This window comes from Sphingomonadaceae bacterium OTU29LAMAA1, assembly GCA_024072375.1.
Classification (GTDB): Bacteria; Pseudomonadota; Alphaproteobacteria; order Sphingomonadales; family Sphingomonadaceae; genus Sphingomonas.
On record CP099617.1, the window covers coordinates 105,001 to 130,182 of the forward strand.

Sequence of the window (25,182 nt, forward strand, 5' to 3'; positions counted from 1 at the left end):
CGGAGCGTTCCGTAAGCCTGTGAAGCGATCTGGTAATGGGTCGTGGAGGTATCGGAAGTGCGAATGCAGACATGAGTAGCGATAAAGAGGGTGAGATGCCCTCTCGCCGAAAGACCAAGGGTTCCTGCGCAAGGCTAATCCGCGCAGGGTGAGCCGGCCCCTAAGACGAGCCCGAAGGGGGTAGTCGATGGGAACCACGTTAATATTCGTGGGCCTGGTGGTGTGTGACGGATGGTGTGTGTTGTACGGCCTTATCGGATTGGCCGTGCTTCGAAACTGTTCCAGGAAATAGCCCCACCGTATAGACCGTACCCGAAACCGACACAGGTGGTCAGGTAGAGTATACCAAGGCGCTTGAGAGAAGTGTCCTGAAGGAACTCGGCAAATTGCCTCCGTACCTTCGGAAGAAGGAGGCCCTCACAGCGCGCAAGCGTTATGAGGGGGCACAGGCCAGGGGGTAGCGACTGTTTAGCAAAAACACAGGGCTCTGCTAAGTCGGCTTCAAGACGACGTATAGGGCCTGACGCCTGCCCGGTGCCTGAAGGTTAAGTGGAGGGGTGCAAGCTCTGAAATGAAGCCCAGGTAAACGGCGGCCGTAACTATAACGGTCCTAAGGTAGCGAAATTCCTTGTCGGGTAAGTTCCGACCTGCACGAATGGCGTAACGACTTCCCCACTGTCTCCAGGACATGCTCAGCGAAATTGAATTCTCCGTGAAGATGCGGAGTACCCGCGGTTAGACGGAAAGACCCCGTGCACCTTTACTGCAGCTTCAGAGTGGCATTAGGAAAGAACTGTGTAGCATAGGTGGGAGGCTTTGAAGCGACGGCGCCAGCTGTCGTGGAGCCATAGGTGAAATACCACCCTGTTGTTTTCTGATGTCTAACCTCGTTCCGTAAGCCGGAACAGGGACCCTCTGTGGCGGGTAGTTTGACTGGGGCGGTCGCCTCCTAAAGAGTAACGGAGGCGCGCGATGGTGGGCTCAGGCCGGTTGGAAACCGGCTGTTAGAGTGCAATGGCATAAGCCCGCCTGACTGCGAGACTGACAAGTCGAGCAGAGACGAAAGTCGGTCATAGTGATCCGGTGGTCCCTCGTGGAAGGGCCATCGCTCAACGGATAAAAGGTACGCCGGGGATAACAGGCTGATAACCCCCAAGAGCTCATATCGACGGGGTTGTTTGGCACCTCGATGTCGGCTCATCACATCCTGGGGCTGGAGCAGGTCCCAAGGGTTTGGCTGTTCGCCAATTAAAGTGGTACGTGAGCTGGGTTCAGAACGTCGCGAGACAGTTTGGTCCCTATCTGCCGTGGGCGTCGAAATTTGAGAGGAGTTGACCCTAGTACGAGAGGACCGGGTTGAACGTACCTCTGGTGTACCTGTCGTCGTGCCAACGGCGCAGCAGGGTAGCTATGTACGGACGGGATAACCGCTGAAAGCATCTAAGCGGGAAGCCTCCCTCGAGATAAGATTTCATAGGACGGTCGGAGACCACGACCTTGATAGATCGGATGTGGAAGTGCGGTAACGCATGGAGCTAACCGATACTAATTGTCCTATTCGCGCTTGAGAGTCTCACACCATCAATGACAACACTGGGTCCAACCCAGCGTCAGCGACGGCGTGGATGAACATGCTCGACGCCAGAATATAAAACCTCGTGATTTTCACACAAAGGTGCATCGATTTTAGAACCCATCACAGTGCAAGCTGTGATGGATAAAGCCCAAACCACATCAAAATATCACTTTGATGTGCATGTCGTATCCGCCCGCTCCATTGCCTGGTGGCTATAGCGTCGGTGTCCCACCCGATCCCATCCCGAACTCGGCCGTGAAACCCGACTGCGCCAATGGTACTATCGCTCAAGCGATGGAAGAGTAGGTCGTCGCCAGGCATTGAAGCCGGCGGATACAAACATACAAAGCTTGGAACCCATCCACATGTCATCTGGTCCAACCAGACACCAACACCCCCGCATACACGCGGGGGCGTTGCCGTCTAAAACGACCGTTACCCGCGTCGAAGTACCACTTCGATGCACCACGTCGCGGGGTGGAGCAGCCCGGTAGCTCGTCAGGCTCATAACCTGAAGGTCACAGGTTCAAATCCTGTCCCCGCAACCAACGGTATCGCAAAAGCCCCAGACCCCACGGTCCGGGGCTTTTGTGCGTTTGGGTACAAGCGCTGTCGACAAACACCAGCATCCGTATCGGTCGAAATCGGATATGATGAATGCCGGGGCGCCGGGATGCGCTTGCCGCGACCCCGAAAGGGGGCCTAGGCTCCGCGTGGTGACAATGCGTCGGCCCCGTTCTGCTTTTACTGGCGTCATTCTAGTCGTCATCGCGCTGTTCGGGATCATTGCCGTGTCCGGCTGGCACAGTGCGATTGTGCATGATGACGATGCCATTCATGCCTCCTCGGTCAAGCACGACCATGCGCCATCCGATCAGGGCGATCCGGATGCCCCGATCCATATTCTCGCCCATGCGATGGGCCAATGGGTATCGATCACGGGGCCGCTCGCTCTTCCGATCGCGACCGCAATGGTCGATCGGAACTGGTCGCCACTGGCGCAAGCCTTCCGCAACGGGGTCGACCCTGCCGCGCTGTTGAGACCTCCGAGGAACTGAGATCCGCCGGCGCCGGTCGCCGACATCCCATTTCCTGGAAGGACCATCATGATGAACGGCCAATTTCGCCGGCGTCGCGCGTTCGCGCTCGCCGGTACCCTCTTGGCGCTGCCTTCCGCAGGCACGGCCTGGTCTCAGACTGCGCCGCCGTTTGCCCAACTCCTGAATCAAACGCGCGACGCGCCTCACGTCGCGATCCTTGAAGCCGATGTCGCACGCGCGCGGGGCATTGCCGGGCAGGCGCGGGCTCGCCCAAATCCGTCGATCAGTCTCTATGCCGAGAATTTCGTCGGTGACCTTACAGGCAATGCGCGCGATCAGCAGCAGACGACGTTGCAGATCGATCAACCGTTCGAACTGGGCGGAAAGCGGTCGGCACGTATCGCTGCGGGTGAAGCCGGTATCGCCGCCGCCACCGCCCGCAGCCGGCACGGACGCCTCGTCTATGCAACGGAACTGGCCCAGGCCTATGCACGTGTCGAGATCGCCGACCGTCGGATCGGTCTTGCCGAGGACGAAGTCGAGGAGGCGACGGCGGACCTGAAGGTCGCACGCGCTCTCGTTGGCGCCGGCAAGGAAGCCCGCCTGCGTCAGGTGCACGCCGAAACCGAATTGAACACGCTCGAGGCGGAACTCGAGACGGCGAACGCGCAGCAGACCGCTGCACTTGCCCGGCTGTCGGCGCTGGCGGGCGTGTCGACCGCGTTCACCGGCATTGCGGAATCGCTGCTCGATCGCCTCGATGCCCGCACCGTCACAGGGCCGATCGACCCGATGCAGACGACGATCGTGCGCGTCGCGGAGGCCGAGCGGGAGGCTGTAGCCCGCGCGGTCACGGTGCAACAGCGGCTTGCGACCCCCAATGTCGTCGGACAATTCGGCGTGCGTCAGCTTCGGGCGGCCAGCGGGCCAGCGATCGTCGCGGGCTTCTCGGTCCCGTTACCGTTGTTCGACCGCAACCGCGGCAATATCGCCGCGGCGCAGGCGGACTTGCAAGCCGCCGAGGCAAGGGCCGCGGCGGCCCGGCTCGATGCCGAGGCTGGCACCCGTGCCGCGCTCGCGCTGGTTCAGGCCGCCGATCGGCGAGCGACAGCCGCCGACCGCGCGATGCGAACCGCGAACGAGGGATATCGGCTCGCGCGGATCGCCTATGAGGCGGGCAAGGCACCGCTGATCGAACTGCTGGCGGCGCGTCATAACCTGGGCGCTGCGCGCGGCGTCATTCTCGACGCTGCGATCGCCCGGCTCGACGCCCGCGCCGGCTTGGCCCGTCTTCAGGGTCTCACCATCATCGGAGAACCGGTCCAATGACCGACAGACATCGCCTCTATGCCGGGGCCGCCATCGGGCTGGTTGCCGCCGCTACACTCGGTTTCGGTGCCGCGCGCCTTACCCAATCCTCGACGTCCCCATCCGTCGCGAAGCCGGTCGAGGCGTCGCCACTCGCCCCGCTGGACTCGGTCGCGATGACGCCGCAGGCGATCGCGACATCGCAGATCACGATAGCCCCCGCCGACACCGGAGACATCGCCGCCGCGATCCTCGCCTCCGCAACGATAGAGGCGATGCCGGATGCCGAGGCGGTCCTGACCGCGCGCGCGCCAGGGACCGTAATGCGCATCCTGTCGCACATCGGTGACCCCGTCCGCGCCGGGCAGACGCTCGCATTGGTCGAAAGCCGCGACGCGTCGCAGATCACGGCCGATCGCGAGGCAGCATCGGCGCGCGTTACGCTTGCCGCACGACAGCTTGCCCGCGAACGCACGCTACTCGATCAGGGCGTCAGCGCGCGCGCCGATTTCGAATCCGCGCAGGCCAGCCTCGCCGTCGCCCGGGCCGACGCACGTCGCGCCAGCGCCGCCGCAGGTGCCGCGCGCGTATCCGGGGATGGTCGTTCCGTCGCGGTCGTCAGTCCGGTCGCGGGGCGGGTGACCCGTGCGAGCGCCCATCCCGGCCAGTTCGTCGCCGCGGAAACCGAGCTGTTCCGCGTGGCCGATCCACGCCGTATTCAGATCGTCGCCAGCGTACCCCCTGCCGATGCCGCCCGCATCCGGGCCGGTGACCGGGTGACGCTGACCACCAGCGATGGCCGGACGATCGAGGGGCGGGTCCGTGCATCGACGGGCGTGGTCGATCCGCAGTCCCGCGCCGCGACCATCGTGGTAACGCCGATTGCAGCGGCCGGCATTCTGTCACCGGGCCAGCTCGTTCAGGCACGCATTTTCGCGACCGCAGGGGCGGCGCGGAATGGCATCGTCGTGCCGCAGGAGGCCGTTCAGACTCTGGGGCAGCAAAGCGTGGTCTTCGTCCGCACGGCGACGGGCTTCAAGGCTCGACCGGTCCGCATCGACAGCCGATCGGGTGGCATGGCCGCGATCGCCGGCGGGCTCGCCGCAGGCACGCCGATCGCGACCGTCAATGCCTTCCTGTTGAAGGCCGAACTGGAGAAGAATGCGGGAGGCGAGGAATGATCGACCGCATCCTTTCGGCCTCCGTGCGCATGCGCTGGCTGATCGCCTTCCTCACGCTGCTCGTCATCGGTTTCGGTGCGTGGCAGATCACCAGATTGCCGATCGACGCCGTCCCCGACGTCACCAATCGACAGGTGCAGATCAGTACCTTCGCCCCGACGCTGGGGCCGGTCGACATCGAGAAGCAGGTGACGTTCCCGATCGAGACGGCGCTGGCCGGCATACCCGGCCTCGAAATCACGCGGTCGCTCTCGCGCAACGGCTTCAGCCAGGTGACGGCCGTCTTCACCGACGCCACCGACATCTATTTCGCCCGCGCGCAGGTGACCGAACGTCTGGCGCAGGCAAGGGAAAGCCTTCCCGCTGGCGTGCAACCCAATCTTTCGCCGCTCAGCACCGGTCTCGGCGAGATATTCTTCTATTCGGTGGCCTTTCGCCATCCCGACGGCAAGGGCGTGCCGATCGTCGACGGCAAGCCCGGCTGGCAGTTGGACGGCAGCTATCTGACGCCCGAAGGTGCGCGACTGACGACCGAACTGGCCAAGGCAGCCTATCTGCGCACGGCGCAGGACTGGATCATCCGGCCGCAAATGCGGACCGTCAAGGGCGTCGCCGGCGTCGATTCGAACGGCGGCTACGTCAAACAATATCTGGTCGAACCGAACCTCAACGCGCTTGCCGCCTATGGCCTCTCGATCCCCGCATTGGCGGATGCTCTCGAGCGCGCCAACCTGTCCACCGGATCGAATTACGTCCGGCGCGCCGGTGAGAGCTTTCTGGTCCGCGCCGATGCCCGCCTGAAGTCGATCGACGACATCGAGCAGGCGGTCGTCGCGACCCGCGCCGGTGTCCCGGTCCGGGTGAAGGACGTCGGGCAGGTCGTGATCGGCGGTGCGGTGCGTACCGGTTCCGGCAGCCGCATGGGCGCGGAGGCGGTCATATCGACCGTGCTGATGCTCGTCGGCGAGAACAGCCGGATCGTCGCGACCAGCGTGGGCGAGAAGCTGACCCTGATCAATCGGACGTTGCCGCCGGATGTGTTCGCCGAACCCGTCTACAACCGGTCGAAGCTGGTGAACGCGACGATCGCGACCGTCGAAAAGAACCTGATCGAAGGCGCGCTCCTCGTCATCGTCGTGCTGTTCCTGCTGCTCGGCAACGTGCGCGCCGCGCTGATCACCGCGGCCGTGATCCCGATCACCATGCTGATGACCGCGGCGGGGATGAACGGGCTGGCCGTGTCCGGTAACCTGATGAGCCTTGGTGCGCTCAATTTCGGGCTGATCGTCGATGGCGCGGTCATCATCGTCGAGAACGCGCTGCGCCATTTCGCAGAGCGGCAGCACGCAGAGGGCCGCCTGCTCACGCTGTCGGAGCGTCTGGCGGTGACGACCGCATCGGCACGGGAGATGATACGGCCGACCGTGTTCGGCCAGCTCATCATCTTCCTCGTCTTCGTGCCGCTGCTCACCTTCCAGGGCGTCGAGGGCAAGACCTTCTCGCCGATGGCGATCACCCTGATGCTGGCGCTCGCCTCCGCGTTCGTGCTGTCGCTCACCTTCGTGCCGGCGATGCTGGCGATCGTCGTCACTGGGCGTGTCAGCGAGGTGGAGGTGCGGCCGATCCGCTGGTTCAAGGCCCGATATGCTCCGGCGCTCGCCACCGCCATCCGTCGCCCCATGCCCTTCATTCTGGGCGGGGTCGGCGTGTTCGCCATGGCGGTGCTGTGCTTCGGCTTGCTCGGCGAAGAGTTCATGCCGCAACTCGACGAGAAGGACATCACCGTCACCAACTTCCGCGTACCGTCCGTCTCGATCGATCAATCGACGCAGATGCAGCTCCGGATCGAGGATGCGCTGAAGACACTGCCCGAGGTGGCGCTGGTCTTTTCCAAGAACGGCAATGCCGATCTCGGCACGGATCCGATGCCGCCCAACGCCTCCGATACCTATGTCATTCCCAAACCCGAAAGCGAATGGCCGGCGGATGTCCATAGCAAGGCCGACATCCTGCGCCGGATCGAAGCGCGCATGAAGCCGCTGATCGGCAACCGGACGGAAATCCAGCAACCGATCCAGATGCGGTTCAACGAACTGATCGCCGGCGTCCGGTCCGATGTCGCGATAAAGCTTTATGGCGACGATCTGGAACAGATGACGCAACAGGCCCGGCGGATCGCCGCGGCGGTTGGTAGCATTCCCGGAGCGGCCGACGTGAGCGCGGAACAGACGGACGGCGCACCGACCTTCGACGTGAAGATCGACCGGCAGGCAGTCGGCCGATACGGGCTCACCGTCGAGGAGGTGGCGAACACCGTATCGGCTGCGCTCGGCGGTCGCGAGGCCGGGTTGCTGTTCGAGGGCGATCGCCGCTTCTCGGTCGTGGTCAGACTGCCCGACGCGCAGCGCGACGATGTCGATGTGCTGGGATCGATCCCCGTCATGCTGCCGGCTACCGATGGTCAGATCGCCCGCTCGATCCCGCTGCGCGAGGTCGCCCGGTTCAGCTACACCGAAGGGCTGAACCAGATCAGCCGCGAGAATGGCAAGCGTATGGTGATCGTCCAGGTCAACGTGCGCGGACGGGACCTCGGCGGGTTCGTTGCGGAGGCGCAGGCGAAGATCGCCAGGATGCAGCTCCCGCCCGGCATGTTCACGGCATGGGGCGGCACGTTCGAAAGCCTGCAATCGGCCCGTTTACGGCTGACCATCGTCGTGCCGATCTGTTTCCTCGCGATCTACGCGCTGCTCTATGTCGCGCTCGGCGGCTTCGTGCCGGCGCTGATCGTCTTCAGCGCGGTGCCTATGGCATTGGCGGGCGGCGTGTTCGCGTTGCTGCTGCGCGGTATCCCGTTCTCGATCACGGCAGCGGTCGGCTTTATCGCCTTGTCCGGGGTCGCGGTCCTCAACGGCCTCGTGATGATGAGCGCGATCCGCCAGCACCGGGCGGATGGCGAGGACGAGGATCAGGCCATCGCCGACGGTGCGATGGAGCGCGTGCGTCCGGTCCTGATGACCGCGCTGGTGGCCAGTCTGGGTTTCGTGCCGATGGCGTTGGCGACCGGCACCGGAGCGGAGGTTCAGCGGCCTCTGGCGACCGTGGTCATCGGTGGTCTCATCACCTCGACCGCGCTGACCTTGCTGGTGCTCCCCGCGATCACGGCATGGGTGTCCCGCCTGACCCCGGCGGCACGGCGATGGCGGCAAGACGGGACGGCCATCCCGCCCGCCGTCGCGGCGCCCTGACGCTCGGATCGCCGCGCCGGCAGCAGCGATCGATGCGGCGTTTTGCAGGCGCCATGCGTTCGGTACGGACAATCAGGAGAGCTATATGACCGACCGACCCGTCGACGCCGCGCCGCCAGCAACGCTGGCCGACCTGCCGATCCAGCCGACGGGATCCGGCGTCGCCGACCTCGAAGTCGCATATGAGCAGATGACGCTCGCGGCCGACGATGCCGACATCCGTGCGGATATGCAGGATGGCGAGGCCGCGGCGGAGGCGGCCGCACATCCCAGTTGATCCGCGCACCGGTCCAATCAGCTAAATCTGCATCAAGTCAGTCGCTTCGGCGCTGGTCTGACGTCTATCATGCGTTAAGCTTGGGGGATACCGGCGACGGCACCGGCTCCCGGCGTGCTGATGGATGGAGGCCGCTCTGGATTTCGAACTACCTGCCATCGTCTGCATACCGGCGCGTCGCGAGCGGAGGATGTTGCCGGCCCTGCTGCAAAGCCTGACGCAACTGCAGGTCGGCGCCCGGCGAACAGCGTTCTGCTTCTATCTGGACGGCCGCGACGATGCCGGCGAGGTGCTGCTTCGGAACGCGGCCGCGACGCTGCCGGGCCGGGTCCATGTCATGATCGGTGAGGACCATCCGGAACCGAATGCGGGGCGAGCCCGGCGCGCGGCAATGACGTTCGGCCTGACGCTGACGGCATCGGAAAACGCGCTGTTGTTCACCACCGATGCCGACAGCCAGCCCGCACCGGACTGGATTTCGGCAGGTGCAGCCGCGCTGCGGGTCGCGGACGTCGTCGCCGGGCTGATCCTGCGGCAGGATGGTACGAGGGACCGGGACCAGACGCGGATCGAGCGATATTACGATCGCCTCCATGCGTATCGCCGGCGGATCGATCCGGTGCCATGGGAGGCGGATGCGACACATCATTTCGGGGGCGGCGCCAACATGGCGATACGGGCAGGGGTCTACCAGGCGATCGGCGGCTTTCGCCCGTTGCCGTCGGCGGAGGATGCGACGTTGCTGGACGACGCCGCCCGTGCCGGCTTCCGGGTCCGTCGGGACGCCGCGATGATCGTCCACACCTCGTCGCGGCGTGACGGCCGGGCGCGCGGTGGGCTGGCGGGCGCGCTGCGATCGCTGGATGGCGGAGAGGTGCAGCGCGTCGCGCATCCCGATGGCGCCGCGTGGCAGGCACTGGCGCAGGCGATGGCGCGTCGCAGCTACGCCGGCATCGACGATGCGGCGGTCCGTGCGACGCTGGGTGCATTCATCGGGCTGAGCGGGGACCATGTCCTCGGCGTTTCGCGGGACTGCCCGACTGCGGAAGCCTTTGCGGTGCGCGTCGTGCCCGCGCCGCCGATGGCGGGACATCTGGTGGCGCTCGACGAGGCCGAGGCGGCGTTGGCGGCGCTGGAAGACGGATGGTGCGAGGTGGCGGCGTGATCGACATGACCACGCTGTTGCGCGATGCGATCCGCTCGCACGATTGGCATCGCACGCCGGCGCGCGATCCGCAGACGCCGGCGGACGCGCTCGCGGTGTTGAGGCCGCTCTACGCCATGGGACGACACGACCTGCCGCTTGGGCGGTTGCTGGAGGGGCACGTCGATGCCGTCCAGATCGTCATGCGCCATGGCGATGCCGGGCAGGTCGGGCAGCTTCGTCGCGCGCTCGCCGACGGCGCGATGCTCGGCGTCTGGAACGCCGGTCTGACTGACGAGCCGCTGATCCTCTCTGGCACGCGGCTGCATGGTGGCAAGAGCTATGCCTCCGGCGCCGGCGTGCTCACGCATGCGCTCGTGACGGCGCAGGCCGATGACGGAACCCGGTTGCTGCTGATCGATCTCGGCACCACACCGCCCGCGATAGATCGCGGCTGGTGGCGGACGACGGGCATGCAGCGATCGGAGACGCATCAGGTACGCTGGCTCGATGCGATGGTGTCGCCGGAATCCCGTATCGGCGGCCCCGACGTCTACGCGCGCGAACCGTTCTTCAGCGGTGGTGCCTTGCGCTTCGTCGCGGTTCATGCCGGCGGGATCGCCGGGCTGTTCGATCGCACCCGGGACCATCTCGTCGCGACCGGCCGTGCCGACGATCCTTTTCAGGCCGCGCGACTTGCCGAATTGTTCTGGCTTGCGGATGCGGCGGCCGGGGTGGTGCGACACACGGCGATCGACGGGTTCGACTTCGAAGGGGAGGCGCGTCTGGCGCGCGTAGCGGCGGCGCGGCTGGCGGTAACCGACATGGCGGAACGCGCGATGGCGGTGGCGCAGAATGCGGTCGGGCTTGCCGGACAGTTTGTCGCGCATCCGCTGTCCGCGATGCTGGCCGATCTCGCCGTCTACCTGCGCCAGCCGGCACCGGATGCGCAGCGGCTGCGCGTCGGACGGGCGGTTCGCGACGGACTTCTGGTGCCGGCGCTATGAGATTGCCGCTCGCCGGTGTCCGGCACGCGCTGATCGTGGCGCCGCATCCCGACGACGAGGTCATCGCCGCCGCCGCCCTGATCGCGGTGCTGAAGGCGAGGGGCAGCCACGTCGCCGTCGTGATCGTGTCCGACGGCGCCGCCTCGCATCCCGGCAGCCGCCGCTGGCCGCGTGGCAGACTGATCGCGGAACGGCGGCGCGAAAGCCTGCGCGCGCTGCGCCGTCTCGGGGTGTTCGCCGGTGACGTCCGGTTCTTGGGACTGCCGGACGGCGCGGTGCATGATCATGCCACGACCTGTCGACGTCGGCTCCGGAATATCGCCCTCGCCATGCGGGCCGATCTGATCGTCGGTCCGGCGATGACGGATTCGCATCCCGATCATCGGGCGGTCGCGCGTGCGCTGCGGACGGTGCGGTCCGCGTCGCGCAGGTTGAGCTATCAGGTCTGGCCCGCCCGTGGCCGTGAACGGGCAAGGACCCGGTATGTCCGTGTGCCGGGCGGCTGCATGGCGAAGCGATCGCTGATCGCGGTTCACCGGACGCAGTTGGGCGCGATCCGCGACGATCCCGCCGGCTTTTCGATCGCACCGCACGAACTGGCGGCGTTCGCCCATCCGGTCGAGGCATTCGTCGAGGCGATGCGATGACGGCGATCGATCTCGGCGGTTTCGGCGACAAATTCGCCGCCGATGCGGACCCCTGGCGCACGTTCACCAGCCACGACGAGGCGGTGAAGCGCGCGGCGATCCTCCATGGTCTGGGCCCGGGGCCGATCGGCCGCGTTCTCGAACTCGCCAGCGGCAATGGCTCCAACAGCGTCGCCATCGCATCGTGCGCGCTGCGTCTCGACGCCACCGAGGGCACGCCGGAGGGGACGCGGCTCACTGCCGGGGCGCTCGTGCGATGGCCGCGTGCGCAGGCATCCGTTCTCGCCCTGCCGGCGCTGCCGCCGCGCCCGGTCTACGACGCCATCGTGGTGGCGGAAATCCTGTATTACCTGTCGCCTCGCGTGATGGCCTCGGTCGCACGGATGGCGGCGACGGCCCTGCGTCCCGGCGGATGCCTGATCCTCGCGCATCACAAGATCGACTTCTACGATTTTGCGCAGCATGCCCGCGGCATCAACCGCCGGTTTCTCGATCGGTCCGGATCGCGCTGGCATGCCCGCATCGTGCGCTCCACGGCACGCTGGGAAGTCGTCTCCGCCCGGCTCGCGCGCCCGGCCGTCGAATAAAGAAAGCGCCGCATCCGGAGGATCGAAGGCGGGCGTGATGCATTCATGATGCCGCATCGAAGGATATCATCATGTTACGTTCGCTTCTCATCGGGCTGGTCGCCGGGCAACGGGGGATCACGCCGCTGGCGGTGATCGCAACGGCCTCGCGCCGCAAGGAGATCGCGGCGGACCTGCCGCTCCAGACGCTCATGCTGCATCCGCTGGTCGCCGCCGGGACCGCGGCGTTCGCCGCGGCGGAGATGGCGGGCGACAAGATGAAGACCGCGCCCGACCGCACCGTTCCGATCGGACTGGTCGTGCGCGGCGTCACCGCCGCCTACGCCGGCGCCGCGCTGGCGCCCCGCGACCAGCGGGTGCTGGGCGCGACGCTCGCGGTCGGCGCGGCGCTGGCATCGTCCTACGCCGGCCTCGCCGCCCGAAAATGGGCGATGCGGCGTTTCGGCCAGACCGCCAGCGGCTTCGTCGAGGATGCGCTCGTATTCGGCAGCGGCCTCGCCCTCGCCAACCCCAGGTTGATCACCGGCAGGACCTGACGGACGCGCCGGATTTCGGCTGGCTCCCCACGCCATCGCTGCTATCCCGGCACTATGAACGCGAACGATCGCCCCAATGCCGACACGCCGCCGTCGGCGGCCGACCCCCGGATCGCCGCGCTCGAATCCTACGCGATCCTCGACACGCCTGCCGAAGCGGACTTCGACGATATCGCATGCCTGCTGAGCGAGACGTTCGACGCGCCGATCGCCGTCGTCAATTTCGTCGCGGCCGATCGCCAGTGGTTCAAGGCGGAAATCGGGATCGGCGCACGGGAACTGCCGCTCGACGTGTCGATCTGCGTCCATGCGATCCTGCAGGGCGACATGCTGGTGGTGCCCGATCTGCGCGCGGACGAGCGGTTCGCCGCCAATCCGCTGGTGATCCCGGACGACGGACTGCGCTTTTACGCCGGTGCCTTGTTGCGCAGCACGTCGGGACTGCCGATCGGCACGGTCTGCGTACTCGATCGCGCGCCGCGACCTGCGGGTATCACCGACCATCAGCGCCGCGTGCTCGACGTCCTCGCCCGACAGGTGATGACCCAGCTCGAACTGCGCAAGGCGCTGCGCGAGGCGGCGTTCCGCGCAGACGAGATCGCGCAGGCGGTCGCCGACCGCGAGGCGGTCGAGACGGCATTGCACCAGGTCGAGGAACGCTACCGACTGGTCGCCCAGGCCACCAACGATGCGATCTGGGACTGGAATTTCGCGACCGGTCACGTGACGTGGAACGAGGCGCTGGCGGTCAGCTACGGGCATGCGCTGGCGGATGTCCGGCCGAACGGCGACTGGTGGCTGGACCATATCCACCCCGACGACCGCAGTCGTATCGATGCCGGCATTCATGCCGCGATCGACGGCGTCGCCGCCAGCTGGAGCGACGAATACCGGTTCCGCCGCGCCGATGGCAGTTACGCGACGGTGCTCGATCGCGGGCATGTCATCCGCGACGATGCCGGCCGCCCGCTCCGCATGATCGGCGCGATGCTCGATATGTCGGAGCGGCAGGCGGGCCGCGCCGCACTGGCGATGAGCGAGGAACGGCTGCGGCTCGCGACGCAGGCGGCAGAGGTCGGCTTCTGGGATGTCGACGTGGTGAATGACATCCTGATCTGGCCACCGATCGTAAAGCGCATGTTCGGCATTTCGGACGATGCCCCGGTATCGATGCAGGATTATTACGAGGGCGTGCATCCCGAGGATCGCGACGCGACCATGGCGGCGTTCGCGGCCGCCTGCGATCCCGGCCGTCGCTCGCAATATGACGTCGAATATCGCACTATCGGGCGCGAGGACGGCGTCGTCCGCTGGGTCGCCGCGAAGGGGCGGGGCATGTTCGATGCCGACGGCACCTGTATCCGGGTGATCGGCACCGCCATCGACGTGTCCGAACGCCGGCGGCGGGACGAGGCGCTGCGTGCGAGCGAAAAGCGGTTGCGCTTCACCCGGGCGCTCGACGAGGTGTTGCAGGCGGCGAGCGACGCGCCGGACGCGATGCTCGCCGCCGCCGGATTGCTGGCGCGGGATCTCGGCGCCTCCCGCTGCGCCTATGCGGATGTGGACGCCGACAACGACCGCTTCATCATCCGCGACGATTATGTCGCGCCGGGGATCGAGAGTTCGGCGGGCATCTACAGCCTCGATCTCTTCGGCTCGCGCGCGGTCGCGGATATGCACAACGGGCGCACACTGGTGGTGCGGGACGTCGCGGGCGAGCTTGCCGTCGCCGATGGCCGCGACATGTTCCTGTCGATCGGCATCGGCGCGATCGTCTGCTGTCCGCTGGTGAAGGACGGGCGACTGGTCGCGATGATGGCGGTGCATCAGGATCGTCCCCGCCAGTGGCGCACGGGCGAGATCGAGCTGGTCGAAACCGTGGTCGAACGCTGCTGGGCGCACGTCCAGCGTGTCGGCGCAGAGGCGCGGCTGCGCGAAAGCGAGGCCCGCTATCGGACATTGTTCGAGGCGGTGGATGTCGGCTTCTGCGTGATCGAGATGAAGTTCGACGGTGACCGCCCGGTCGATTATCGCTTCGAGGAGGTCAATCCCGCCTTCGAACGCCAGACCGGTCTGGTCGGCGCCGCCGGCCGCTGGGTCGGATCGCTCGTCCCCGATCTCGAACAACACTGGTTCGATACCTACGGCAGGGTCGCTGCCACCGGCGAAGCGATCCGGTTCGAAAACGGATCGGCGGCGATGGGACGCTGGTTCGACGTCCATGCCTTCCGCGTCGGCGCCGCGGGCAGCAATCGCGTCGCCCTCCTGTTCAACGACATCAGCGCGCGCAAGGCGGCGGAGGATGCGTTGCGCGGCCTCAACGAAACGCTGGAACAGCAGGTGTCGGAGCGGACGACGGAAATCCGCCGCTATCACGACATCGTCGAGGCGACGGCATCGCCGATCTGCGCCTTCGACACCGAATACCGGATGATCGCCTTCAACACGGCGCACAATGTCGAATTCCGGCGCGTAAACGGCTTCGATTCGAAGATCGGCGACGTGTTCCCCGATCTGTTCATCCCCGAACAGCGGGTCACCATGCGGGCATTGATGGCACGGGCCCTGACGGGGGAGCGGTTTACCGTGATTGCGGCATTCGGCCGCCCCGAACTGGGCCAGCCGTCGTGGGAAATCACCTACACGCCGCTGCGCGACGAGAGCGGCCGGATCATCGGCGCGTTTCACATGGCGACGGACATCACCGACCGGCTGCGGGCCGAGCAGGACCTCGCAGCGACGCATGAGGCCCTGCGGCAAAGCCAGAAGATGGAGGCGATGGGCAGCCTGACCGGCGGCGTCGCACATGATTTCAACAATCTCCTGACGCCGATCGTCGGCAGCCTCGATCTCCTCCAGCGCAAGGGGCTGGGCGGCGAGCGCGAACAGCGGCTGATCGCCGGCGCGATCCAGTCGGCCGAGCGTGCCCGGACGCTGGTGCAGCGGCTGCTGGCGTTCGCCCGACGCCAGCCGCTCCGCCCCCATGCGGTCGATATCGGGCTGCTGGTGACGGGGATGGCAGATCTGGTTGCGAGTACGTCGGGGCCAAGGGTCCGGGTCGAATGGGATGTCGCCGACGGCCTGCCGGCGGCGCTCGCCGATCAGAACCAGCTCGAAATGGCGCTGCTGAATCTCAGCGTGAACGCGCGCGATGCCATGCCGGACGGCGGGCGGCTGCGTATCGCCGCGCGGACGGCGGACGTGGCCGGCGCGCATCGCACGGGCGTCACGCCCGGCCGGTACGTGGTGCTGTCGGTATCCGATACCGGCATTGGGATGGACGCGGACACGCTGCGACGCGCAGTCGAGCCGTTCTTCTCGACCAAGGGCATCGGCAAGGGCACCGGTCTGGGGCTGTCGATGGTGCATGGACTGGCCGCGCAGCTCGGCGGCGCGCTGACCGTCGACAGCAGCGTCGGATCGGGGACGACCGTCGAGCTATGGCTGCCGAGCACGCAAGAGGTGCCACGCGGACCGGAGACGACGGACGCCGCTACGACCGGACGCCCGCCCGAACGTCGCGCCGGGTGTGTGCTGGTCGTCGACGACGAGGATCTGGTGCGCAACAGCACCGCCGACATGCTGTCCGATCTTGGTTATACGGTGGTCGAGGCGGTATCTGCCGAAGACGCGATCCGGCGGCTCGACGATGGGCTGGTGCCCGATCTGCTGGTCACCGATCATCTGATGCCGGGAATGAACGGTACGGAACTGGCGCGGGTCATTGTGGCGCGGCTACCGCGCTGCCGTGTGTTGATCGTGTCGGGATATGCCGAAGTGGAGGGAATCGCACCGGACCTGCCGCGGCTGGTCAAGCCGTTCCGGCTATCGGACCTGTCGGCGGGCCTGATGGAGGTCAGCCGTCCCGCCGACGCTTGACGTCGTGACGAGACCACCGGCGGCCCTGGCCCTGGCCCTCGCCTTGGCGGAGCCGGCAAGCGCCGACGCCCATGATATCGGCCATGGTGCAGTCCTGGTCGTACTCACCGTCAGCCGAGCGCGATGCGCACGCCAAGGGCTGCGATCAGCGCCAGCGGCATCGCGACGGCGCCGACCCGCAGGAACTGCCTGAAGCCGATATCCTGCCCCTCGCGCCGGATCGCCTGCAGCCACAGGATCGTCGCAAGCGACCCGGTGATCGACAGATTGGGGCCGAGATCGACGCCGATCAGCAGGCCGTCGACCACCAGTTGCGGCGGCTGCGCCTGCGCGACCGCGGTACTGGCGACGAGGCCGGCGGGCAGGTTGTTCATCAGGTTCGATGCGAACGCCAGGATCGTGCCCGAAACCGCCGATGCCTGTACCGGGTCGGCCGACGCGATGCGGATCGCATCGGCGATCCCACCGATCACGCCGGTGATGTTCAGCGCCTCGACCAGAACGAACAGCCCGGCGACGAGCGGCAGGACGCTCCACGAGACGTCGCGCAGCAGCGACACCGGCGACGAGCGGGCGATGGCGCAGACCGTCAGCGCCGTGACGACACCCGCGATCGCGGTGGGCAGCCCGAGCTGGATGTCGCATGCGGACGCCACCAGCAGGACGATAGCGGTGGCGACGATGCCGATGAAGGCGGCCTTGCCCCCTCTGGTCAGCGGCGTCCGTTCGACCTCGCTGATGCAATTCCCCGCCAGCCGTTTGCGCTCGAGCCGGCGCAGCACGAGAAAGGTGACGGCGATCGATGCCAGCGACGGCAGCGCGAACGAGGCGAACCACTGCCCGAGCGGGGGCATCCTGCCGCCGTACAGGACCAGATTGGCGGGGTTGGAGATCGGCAGGACGAAACTCGCCGCGTTGGCGATCAATGCGCAGGCGAACAGAAGGGGCAGGGGGTCCGCCTTGGCCTTCTTCGCCGCCGCATATACGGCCGGTGTCAGCACCACCGCGGTGGCATCGTTCGACAGGAACGTCGTGGTGACGATGCCGGTGACGTAGACCAGTGCGAACAGACGTGCGGTCGATCCCCGCGCGTGGATCGCCGCGCTTGCCGCGACCCAGTCGAACAGGCCTTCGGCACGGGCCACCTCGCTCAACAGCATCATGCCGATGAGGAACAGATAGACGTCCAGCCCCTTGGCGATCGCACCGGCCGCGGCAGCCACGGGGATCAGGCCGGACAGCAGCAGCGCCGCCGCACCCGCGACCGCCCAGATCGCTTCCGGCCAGCGGAATGGCCGCGCGATCACGGCGGCGGTCGAGGCGGCGCAGATCGCCCATGTCGCCCCGGTGGCGAGGATCACCGCGGCGTCCCGTCCGGGCGGGGCTGCGCGCGATGCGCGGGCTCGACGCCGGCAAGCGCCGGCATCGGTGTCGCCGACCGGCTCAAGCGTGTGTGTCCGGCATGGCGACGAGGTACAGGACGAAACCGGCGGCGGCGATGCCGGCAAGCGTCAGGAAGCCGGCGCTGTATCCCGCCCAGACGATGATCGATCCCGCCAGCGTCGCGGACAGCGCCGCACCGAGGCCGAAGACGCTGGACACGACGCCCTGGCTGACGTTGAACCGGCCGGTCCCTCGGGTGAGATCGGCGACGATCACCGGGAACAACGCACCGAAGATCCCGGCACCGATGCCGTCGAGCGCCTGTACGCCGACCAGCCACCATGGATCGTTCGAAACCGTATAGAGCGCGCCGCGTGCGGCGAGAAAGCCGAATGCCACGAGGAAGATCGGCTTGGTGCCCCAGCGTTCGGTGTTGCGGCCGACGACGATCGCGACCGGCACCATCACCAGCTGCGCCGCGACGATGCAGGCTGCGGTCAGCGACGTCGCCTTGTCCGTGCCGACGGTGCGGCCGAGCAGCTGGCTGACCGAGGTCAGCATCGCCGCATTCGCCAGATGGAACGTGAAGGCTGCTGCCGCGAAGATCATCAGCGGCCGGTTCTCGATCAACGTCTTCCAGCCGCTCGGTTCCTCGCAGCCTTCGTCCGGTTCGCAGTCGAGGCCGCGGGCGACGGCATTGTCGATGTCGTCGTTGTTCAGCCGCATCGAGACGACGATGCTGGCGACGGTCAGCGCGGCCATCAGCCAGAACACGACCACGGGTCCGAACGACCAGGCGAGCACGCCGGCCAGTCCGGCTGATACCGCGTTACCGGCATGGTTGAACGCCTCGTTCCGGCCGACCCGCTTCGCGAACAGCTTCGGCCCGACCAGTCCCAGCGTGATGGCGGAGATCGCGGGCGCGAAGATGGCGCCGGCCGCCGCGGCGATCGACTGGGTGATCGTCACCATCGTGAAGCCGGAGACGAGCGGCAGCGACAGGCTGCCCAGCGTGACCAGCAAGGCGGCGGCGATGACGATCCGCGGCTTGTTCCCCGCACGATCGATCAGGCCGCCTGCCGGCGTTTGCGACAGCAGGCCGACGATGCCGGCGATGGTCAGGACCAGTCCTACCGTCGCCTCGTTCCAGCCGTGCGACGGACCGCGCACGACCAGCAGATAGATCGCGAGATACGGTCCAAGACCGTCGCGGACATCGGCCAGGAAGAAGTTGAGGGCATCCAGCGTTCTGGCCGGCGTATGTCGCTTGCCGGACGGTCCGGTCGTATCGGGCGTGATCGCCGCTGATGCCATGACGTCTCTCCAGCTTGGGCGCGCACACGACGTGGCGCGGCGGTGCGATACGGTACGCCGGCGCCGGCAACCTGAACCGGGCCGTTCAGGTCCGGTTTACGATGCGTGTCGCCGGGGTCATCGCCGGGACGTCTATACGTCGAGTGTCATGATCAACTCCGGCGATGGCGGCGCACAACCGCGCGGATCGTGCGTTGGTTCCGAACCGGGCCGACTGTGCCATCCCGTCGGGCTCCGCCGGGCACCGCGCTCAGCGCTGCGTCGGCCCCCCGAACCGGACGTCCAGACCGTAATCGGTCTCGACCCGAACCGAATCCAGCGTCGCGCGCTGCTCCGCATTCCCGACGACGACCGTGGCCGGCGTATCGAGATAGACCGGCGCATCCTTGCGCAGCGGCAGGATCGACAGGGTCAACGGCTGGCGCAGCGAGGCATCGAAGCGGCGCAGGTTCACCTGCCAGGCGCGGCTGTCGTAATAGCGGTCGTCGATCAGCGTGCTGCCGACGAACAACCGGCCGATATCGCCCGTCCAGCGCACGACCAGTCGCCGGTCCTCGGTTGCGGGCGGGGCGGGGGGCACCGCCAGCGACCATGCCGCCGATGCCGCGAAGCTTTCCGGATAGGGTTCGACCGCCGCCTGTGCCGGGCCGCCGATGCGGACGGGCGGCGCGGTGCCCGCATCGCGCAGCGGCGTGACGGTCACCGTGTCCCGCCGGGCACGCGCCGTCGCGCGGTAGCGGACGAACAGGCCATCGGCATCGCCCCGGCTCAAGGGCAGGCTGGCGGTCGTGCCCGCCGCCGCGGGGAGCATCGCGAACGAGAAGGCCGGACTGCCCCGCGACACGAGATGAAGGCCGTCCGCGGTCGGCGCGATCTCGTGACCGGTCATGACCAGCCGTTCGGCACCGGCGATCCCGACCTTGCTCACCTGCCGCGCCTGATCCTGCGTCAGGATCAGGATCCGTTCGCTGCGGCCCTGCCGGTCGACGACCTCGACGATCGCACGCGTTCCGGGCGTAAGCCCCTCGACGATGAAGGTTTCGCCTTCCTGCCGGACACGCGCACCGCCGGCACGCACCCGCGCCGCGGTGATGGCCAGGCTGACCGGAATCCCCGGCACCGCGTGCAGCACGGTGACATGGCCCTGCGGCGTGGCGATGCCGGTCAGCGGCTGCGCCGTCGCCCACGCGACACGCGCCCCCGTCTCGCCCAGCGGCAGGTCGATCGGCCAGATGAAATAGCGCCCCGCCGGAATGTCGATCGGGGTCGCGGGAAATGTCACCCGCCCCCGCGGCAAATCCACCGCGAAGCGGACGCCGCGCTGCACGGCGGCGGGATACTGACGGATGTGACTGTTGTAGAACAGGAACGCCTGGTCCCCCGCGCTGCGCACCGCGAACCGCGGCGTGGCGAGATCGCCGGGCCCGGCCGGCACCACATCGGGCTTGCGCACCGCCATCGGCGCCAGCGCGCCACCCCATTCCTGCAGGAACAGGTGAAACGGCCGGACCGCCGGCAGCACCGGATTGGCCGCGCCATACTGCCCGAACGGCGCCTGAAAGTCGTAATCCACGATCGGCAGGTCGTTGTATCCGCCGATCGCGGTCTGTTCCTGCAACGTGGTGGTGCCGATCGCGTTGCGGCCGCCGTGATACATGTAATAACCGTACAGGTTGACGCCGGAACCGAGCTGCACCGGCAGCATCGCGGCGATGTCGTCCGGCTGCATCACCGGCCGCCGCCGGTACATCGTCGGGATGCCGCCGCCGTATTCGGCCCCCAGGAACGGCGTGTGCGCGAGGTCGCCGTCCGCATCGCCGGTCCGCCCCCCGCGCGTCTGCGCCCCGAGATCGCCGCTCACCCGGCTGCCGAAGCGAAACGCATAGGTCTCCTTCGGCGCCAGCACCTTCGCCGTCTTCGCCCACGGTTCGTCCGGATAGCCGCCGAACACCGGCGCCACCTCGCGACGCGGGTATACCGTCGCATCCCAGCCGGTCACCGTATACAGCGGCACGTCGAAGCCGAGCCGGACCGCCATCGCCTTCAGCGTGGCGATATGCCCGGCGCCCTGCCGGGGCCCGCGCAGATTGTATTCGTTCTCGATCTGGATGCCGATCACCGGGCCGCCATCCTTCCACAGCATGCCGCCGACCTGCGCCCGCGCCTGTGCCCAGAACCGCTCGACGTGGCGCAGATAGGCCGGGTCGTCCCCCCGCGTCGGCATCGACCGGACCACCCAGTCCGGAATCCCGCCATAGCGCACCTCGGCATGCACCCACGGCCCCAGTCTCAGGAACACCTTCAGCCCGTGCCGCCCCGCCGCCGCGACGAAGGCGCGCAGATCGCGATCGCCGGACCAGTCGAAACGCCCCTCCGCTTCCTCGTGGTAGTTCCACATCAGATAGGTCGCGACGATGTCGACCCCGGATGCCTTGATCTTCGCCAGCTCGGCATCCCATTCGTCAGCCGGCGTGCGGACGTAGTGGAACTCGCCCATCACGGGCAACCACGGCTTGCCGTCCAGCGTCAGATACTGGCTGTTGATGCCGATCGTGGCGCCATCGGGCGCGCGGGCGGTGCCGAGCTTCAGATAACCCGTCTCCGGCGTCGGCACCTTGCCGCGCGCATCGACATGCAACGTATCCGCAGCGGAGGGCTGCGCGACCGTTGCCGACAGCGCCGCGATGATGGTCCAGCGTCGGGTATCCGCCATGATGTGCGATCCTGCTCCTGTGCGGCATAATTACCTGTTATGTCCGACAATAACCGGCAGGACCGAACGCGCAAGTGCCTGATCGCGGACGCGAGCCTACGGGTCCGGCTGCGCCCCGAACGACAGCGCCTCGGCCGACCCGACCTGCTGCTCGCCGCCGAACAGCTGGTCCAGCCTTACCTTGATCTCGTCGCGATACGTTTGCAGCGACGTGCGCCGAGGCGCCGCGACCGAGACCTCGTTGGCGATCGCATCCTTGATCCGCTCCAGCGCCGGTTCGTCCAGCACGTTCGCGTTGCGCAGCTCGACGCACAATTGCACCAACCCAATTGCAGTCGCCTGCGCGCGCAGGCCCACGTTCATCACATCGAAGTGCAGGCGCTTCTGCTTTTCCATCGACAGGGTCATCGATCTCTCCTCTCGCCGAGCGCCATCGCCGCGTCATCGCGCAGGGGCGTTCGTTCCAGAGAGACCAACGATCCGCCAAGCGCTTGGCTTCAGAGCGGCCGATCCGATACTTTCGTTGTCACGGTCGTGAAGCGGAATCCGCCACCAGGCGTTGGAGGCATTCCTGCTGGTAAGCGGGGTGCCGGTATCCCGATACGGCTGGTCGTCGACTATCGGCGCAGCCTGGAGTGGAAGGCGAAGAGCCTGAAGACACGCGAGAACCAAGGCCGCCACCTCAAGTTGATCGCCGACGTCCACGGGCACCGCACCGTGAAGGGCGTGCGACCGGTCGCCGTGTACAAGATGCGTGACGTGATGGCGGACACCCCGGGCAAGGCGAACGTGTGGCTGAGCGTCTTCGGATCGCTGATGCGTGACGCGGTCAAGATCGGCATGCGCGACGACAACCCGGCGACCAACGTGCCGATCCTGAAGATCGGCGAGCACGAGCCGTGGCCGGCCGACCTGCTCCGCGTCTGCCTGGAGGAGGCGACGCCCATGACGCGCCTTGCGATCGTCACCGGCCTGTGTTCCGGCCAGCGCATCGGCGATATGGTCCGGATGCAGTACGGCTGGATCAAGGACGGCATCATGGAATTCACGCAGGCGAAGGTCCGGCGAGGCGGCATCACGAAGGACGTTGCCGCTCCGATGCATCCCTTCTGGCTCGAGGAGCTCGCCAAGCTGCCGCGTCGATCGGTGACGTTGCTCTACGAGCGGTCCGGTCAGCCGTTCAAGACGACGGCCGCCATCCAGGAGCGGCTGCGCTTCCTCATGAAGGTGTCAGCGGTGCAGGAGGTGCATGCCGACCTCGTCGCGCGCGAGCTGATCGCGGAGGAGGCGACGTTCACGTTCCACGGATTGCGGAAGAACGCCTGCTGCTATCTGTTGGAACGCGGCCTCAACGACAGCGAAGTGGGCGAGATCCTCGGAATGTCGCCCGAGATGGTCCGGCACTACGGGAAGCGATCCAGAGCGCTGATGATCGCGCACGGAGCCGCCGATCGCATGACCGGCGGACTTATTGCTCCGATCCGCCTTGTGGCGAACCCTTAGCCTTCAAGCTGTAAAAGGCGTTGGGGTCACGATGCTTAGTCGAATGGAAGTCCAAAATGTTACGCGACACCAAACGCTGGAGCTTAGCCTTCGCGGTATGCCAATAGGTAGTGCTTAGAATGCGAAGCGCATCGCTGACGTTAATCGCTCCGTTTTCGATCACGTAGTTCACAATCTTGCGCTCATCGGAGTCTAGCGAAAACGACAACGCTTCTCCCAGCGCCCGATAAGCTTCCGAGTCTAGACTGTTTGTTCGGTTCGCGACCTCATTTTTGAATGTAACCGACACGGAAACATCACTGCCCCGGAATGACGGTTTTGGCAGCCTGGCCTCATCCATCTCACGAAATATGCGGGCAGTACCCTCGCTGATGCACCGAACTTCGCCATACTCGCGTAATACGAACATAAGGAAAGGGTTGCGCGGTTTGTGGAAGAGGTTTTCTGGAGTCACGGATGGCATGAAGGCTCCGGGACTTTCCACTTCTAAATGATCATCAAACATGCGCACAAAGACAGGCGAGTTGCGAGCGTGATACGACCTGTGGCAGATCGCATTGACGATAGCTTCATACCAAGCATCGCGCGGATACTCGGGGACACTAAAGAATTTTCCGTTTCGGAATTCTGTAAACTCGCGCAGGTTGGCATCTAATGCCACGGCAGTCTCTTTGATCACGTCAAGGATCGTCCCCTCGATCATTCGATCTTTGATGACGTTGTACTGCGAGCCTGTCTTTGCCTCCGTACCATTATATCGGAGGAAGTGGACGTACGCCCCAGGGAAAACCTGTTGCGCATCCGTTGCGAACATAAGAGCGCAAACATTGTTGGGTACAAAAATCCCATTCGTATATCGGCCAAGCCGAAGCGACTGAAGGATTTGTTCGCTTGCAACATCAGTCGAGACCTCGCGGGACTTGCGGATACGACTGACGAAGTTGGCCATGTCCTGAAGGCGGAAATCGGACGGGTAGGAGAGGGTGGTCGCTTCCAGCTCAAACGACCGCTCGCCTTTAGAAATGCGGATTTCTTGCTTCTCCGCGTCAGTAAGCCGCCTGCTTTTGTCCGCCTGTCGAATGTAAGCCTGATCGTTGGTTAGCGAGACAAGCCGACTTTCGACGTAGTAAATTCTGATGAGAATGAGGAAGTCGTCCTCCCCAGATTCATTCAGTATGTCCACCCGGCGAGTTTCGAAACGACCGTCCGGACAATTGTCGCGGCCGCCACTCTCGATCTCCTGAAGCTTGTGTTCGGCCAGACGCTTACAACCAGTGACGCGGCCGTCTTTTTCAATTCCAACCGCTACCACGCCGCCTTCAACTGCCGGACCGTTCCCGAAGGCCGATAAACACACCGCGAGCCCATTCGCATCGATGCGGCCCGATTTACGGTCAAACCGGGTATCTTCAGTTAGACGGCAAATGAAGGCGGGATCGTCTGACTCGAAAATTTGGTCCGGCTTGAACAGAGCGTCCAGCCGCGGCTTTTCGAGTAGATCGAGGAACGAAAGCTGATCCAAATTTGATAACTTTCGAAAAGCTTGAGCGTGCTCGAGTGATAACGTTGTTGCGCGCAGTTTTCCTTAACGATTGGTTCACCTGGTAAAACAACGAGGGCGCGAGGCGCGCCAGCAGGTTAGCTGAAGAGGTGGACGATCAACAAGGGGCAAATGGCGGATCGTAGCGGGAGCAACCGATCACCAGCAGCACGCCAAGAATGGCTATTTTCTGCTGCTGGTGACCCCTACGGGAATCGAACCCGTGCTTCAGCCGTGAAAGGGCCGCGTCCTAACCGCTAGACGAAGGGGCCAGCGGGGGTGCTGCTAGAAGAGGGTCGGCG

Annotated in this window: 17 protein-coding genes, 2 tRNA genes and 2 rRNA genes (1 of these 21 only partly in view); 15 read left to right on the forward strand and 6 right to left on the reverse strand. The window is 65.9% G+C overall.

Annotated features, from left to right (window positions below; genetic code table 11):
- From NF699_00870 to NF699_00935, 14 genes are all read left to right on the forward strand, one after another.
- Nucleotides 1-1,569, forward strand: a 23S ribosomal RNA gene (locus NF699_00870); it begins 1,230 nt to the left of the window's first position.
- Nucleotides 1,570-1,780: 211 nt separating this feature from the next.
- A 5S ribosomal RNA gene (gene rrf / locus NF699_00875) occupies nucleotides 1,781-1,895 on the forward strand.
- A 152-nt stretch (nucleotides 1,896-2,047) separates the two neighbouring features.
- Nucleotides 2,048-2,124: transfer RNA gene (locus NF699_00880), tRNA-Met, on the forward strand.
- 102 nt (nucleotides 2,125-2,226) lie between these two features.
- Nucleotides 2,227-2,634 carry a hypothetical protein gene (locus NF699_00885; protein USU05292.1) on the forward strand — a complete coding sequence of 136 codons (408 nt, stop codon included), beginning with the start codon at nucleotides 2,227-2,229 and terminating at the stop codon, nucleotides 2,632-2,634.
- A 51-nt stretch (nucleotides 2,635-2,685) separates the two neighbouring features.
- Nucleotides 2,686-3,945 carry a TolC family protein gene (locus tag NF699_00890; GenBank protein ID USU05293.1) on the forward strand — a complete coding sequence of 420 codons (1,260 nt, stop codon included), beginning with the start codon at nucleotides 2,686-2,688 and terminating at the stop codon, nucleotides 3,943-3,945.
- A complete protein-coding gene (locus NF699_00895) occupies nucleotides 3,942-5,105 on the forward strand; it encodes an efflux RND transporter periplasmic adaptor subunit (GenBank protein ID USU05294.1) in 1,164 nt (387 codons plus the stop codon). The genes NF699_00890 and NF699_00895 overlap by 4 nt, the downstream gene beginning before the upstream one ends.
- Complete coding sequence (locus tag NF699_00900; GenBank protein ID USU05295.1) at nucleotides 5,102-8,350, forward strand: CusA/CzcA family heavy metal efflux RND transporter; 3,249 nt, start codon at nucleotides 5,102-5,104, stop codon at nucleotides 8,348-8,350. Before NF699_00895 ends, NF699_00900 begins: the two co-directional genes overlap by 4 nt.
- Before the next feature lie 85 nt (nucleotides 8,351-8,435).
- A complete protein-coding gene (locus tag NF699_00905) occupies nucleotides 8,436-8,627 on the forward strand; it encodes a hypothetical protein (GenBank protein USU05296.1) in 192 nt (63 codons plus the stop codon).
- Nucleotides 8,628-8,817: 190 nt separating this feature from the next.
- Nucleotides 8,818-9,792 (forward strand): glycosyltransferase, encoded by a 975-nt coding sequence (locus NF699_00910; protein USU05297.1) that lies wholly within the window; start codon nucleotides 8,818-8,820, stop codon nucleotides 9,790-9,792.
- 5 nt (nucleotides 9,793-9,797) lie between these two features.
- Nucleotides 9,798-10,778, forward strand: coding sequence for an acyl-CoA dehydrogenase (locus NF699_00915; protein ID USU06950.1), 981 nt, complete (start codon nucleotides 9,798-9,800; stop codon nucleotides 10,776-10,778).
- Nucleotides 10,775-11,425, forward strand: a complete 651-nt coding sequence (locus tag NF699_00920) for a PIG-L family deacetylase (GenBank protein ID USU05298.1) — start codon at nucleotides 10,775-10,777, stop codon at nucleotides 11,423-11,425. The genes NF699_00915 and NF699_00920 overlap by 4 nt, the downstream gene beginning before the upstream one ends.
- Entirely contained in the window at nucleotides 11,422-12,012 is a 591-nt protein-coding gene (locus NF699_00925) for a nodulation S family protein (GenBank protein ID USU05299.1), read from the forward strand. Before NF699_00920 ends, NF699_00925 begins: the two co-directional genes overlap by 4 nt.
- A 71-nt stretch (nucleotides 12,013-12,083) precedes the next feature.
- Nucleotides 12,084-12,548, forward strand: a complete 465-nt coding sequence (locus NF699_00930; protein USU05300.1) for a DUF4126 domain-containing protein — start codon at nucleotides 12,084-12,086, stop codon at nucleotides 12,546-12,548.
- 54 nt (nucleotides 12,549-12,602) lie between these two features.
- A complete protein-coding gene (locus tag NF699_00935) occupies nucleotides 12,603-16,427 on the forward strand; it encodes a PAS domain-containing protein (GenBank protein USU05301.1) in 3,825 nt (1,274 codons plus the stop codon).
- A 110-nt stretch (nucleotides 16,428-16,537) separates the two neighbouring features.
- Here the strand turns inward: NF699_00935 and NF699_00940 are convergent, their stop codons facing one another.
- The 4 genes from NF699_00940 to NF699_00955 form a co-directional block, all read right to left on the reverse strand.
- Entirely contained in the window at nucleotides 16,538-17,788 is a 1,251-nt protein-coding gene (locus tag NF699_00940) for an arsenic transporter (GenBank protein ID USU05302.1), read from the reverse strand.
- 82 nt (nucleotides 17,789-17,870) lie between these two features.
- Nucleotides 17,871-19,124 carry an MFS transporter gene (locus tag NF699_00945; GenBank protein USU05303.1) on the reverse strand — a complete coding sequence of 418 codons (1,254 nt, stop codon included), beginning with the start codon at nucleotides 19,122-19,124 and terminating at the stop codon, nucleotides 17,871-17,873.
- Between the two features lie 250 nt (nucleotides 19,125-19,374).
- The gene (locus tag NF699_00950; protein ID USU05304.1) at nucleotides 19,375-21,837 is read right to left on the reverse strand and encodes a beta-galactosidase; all 2,463 of its coding nucleotides are present in this window, start codon (nucleotides 21,835-21,837) and stop codon (nucleotides 19,375-19,377) included.
- Nucleotides 21,838-21,933: 96 nt separating this feature from the next.
- Complete coding sequence (locus NF699_00955) at nucleotides 21,934-22,245, reverse strand: hypothetical protein (protein USU05305.1); 312 nt, start codon at nucleotides 22,243-22,245, stop codon at nucleotides 21,934-21,936.
- A 126-nt stretch (nucleotides 22,246-22,371) separates the two neighbouring features.
- On the opposite strand from NF699_00955, the gene NF699_00960 reads away from it, so the two are divergent.
- On the forward strand, nucleotides 22,372-23,340 hold the full coding sequence (locus NF699_00960) for a hypothetical protein (GenBank protein USU05306.1): 969 nt from the start codon (nucleotides 22,372-22,374) through the stop codon (nucleotides 23,338-23,340).
- Here the strand turns inward: NF699_00960 and NF699_00965 are convergent.
- Nucleotides 23,306-24,862: a hypothetical protein gene (locus tag NF699_00965; protein ID USU05307.1), complete on the reverse strand. Its 1,557-nt coding sequence runs from the start codon at nucleotides 24,860-24,862 to the stop codon at nucleotides 23,306-23,308. The two genes, NF699_00960 and NF699_00965, sit on opposite strands and share 35 nt — an antisense overlap.
- A 215-nt stretch (nucleotides 24,863-25,077) precedes the next feature.
- Nucleotides 25,078-25,152: transfer RNA gene (locus tag NF699_00970), tRNA-Glu, on the reverse strand.
- Nucleotides 25,153-25,182 lie beyond the last annotated feature (30 nt).

Bases quoted from the DNA above. Each gene is read 5' to 3' on its own strand.
- NF699_00925 (USU05299.1), top strand. From the start codon at position 11,422: ATGACGGCGATCGATCTCGGCGGTTTCGGCGACAAATTCGCCGCCGAT.
- NF699_00950 (USU05304.1), bottom strand. From the start codon at position 21,837: ATGGCGGATACCCGACGCTGGACCATCATCGCGGCGCTGTCGGCAACG.
- NF699_00895 (USU05294.1), top strand. From the start codon at position 3,942: ATGACCGACAGACATCGCCTCTATGCCGGGGCCGCCATCGGGCTGGTT.
- NF699_00910 (USU05297.1), top strand. From the start codon at position 8,818: ATGTTGCCGGCCCTGCTGCAAAGCCTGACGCAACTGCAGGTCGGCGCC.
- NF699_00890 (USU05293.1), top strand. From the start codon at position 2,686: ATGAACGGCCAATTTCGCCGGCGTCGCGCGTTCGCGCTCGCCGGTACC.
- NF699_00920 (USU05298.1), top strand. From the start codon at position 10,775: ATGAGATTGCCGCTCGCCGGTGTCCGGCACGCGCTGATCGTGGCGCCG.
- NF699_00955 (USU05305.1), bottom strand. From the start codon at position 22,245: ATGACCCTGTCGATGGAAAAGCAGAAGCGCCTGCACTTCGATGTGATG.
- NF699_00885 (USU05292.1), top strand. From the start codon at position 2,227: ATGATGAATGCCGGGGCGCCGGGATGCGCTTGCCGCGACCCCGAAAGG.
- NF699_00945 (USU05303.1), bottom strand. From the start codon at position 19,124: ATGGCATCAGCGGCGATCACGCCCGATACGACCGGACCGTCCGGCAAG.
- NF699_00905 (USU05296.1), top strand. From the start codon at position 8,436: ATGACCGACCGACCCGTCGACGCCGCGCCGCCAGCAACGCTGGCCGAC.
- NF699_00915 (USU06950.1), top strand. From the start codon at position 9,798: ATGACCACGCTGTTGCGCGATGCGATCCGCTCGCACGATTGGCATCGC.
- NF699_00900 (USU05295.1), top strand. From the start codon at position 5,102: ATGATCGACCGCATCCTTTCGGCCTCCGTGCGCATGCGCTGGCTGATC.
- NF699_00930 (USU05300.1), top strand. From the start codon at position 12,084: ATGTTACGTTCGCTTCTCATCGGGCTGGTCGCCGGGCAACGGGGGATC.
- NF699_00935 (USU05301.1), top strand. From the start codon at position 12,603: ATGAACGCGAACGATCGCCCCAATGCCGACACGCCGCCGTCGGCGGCC.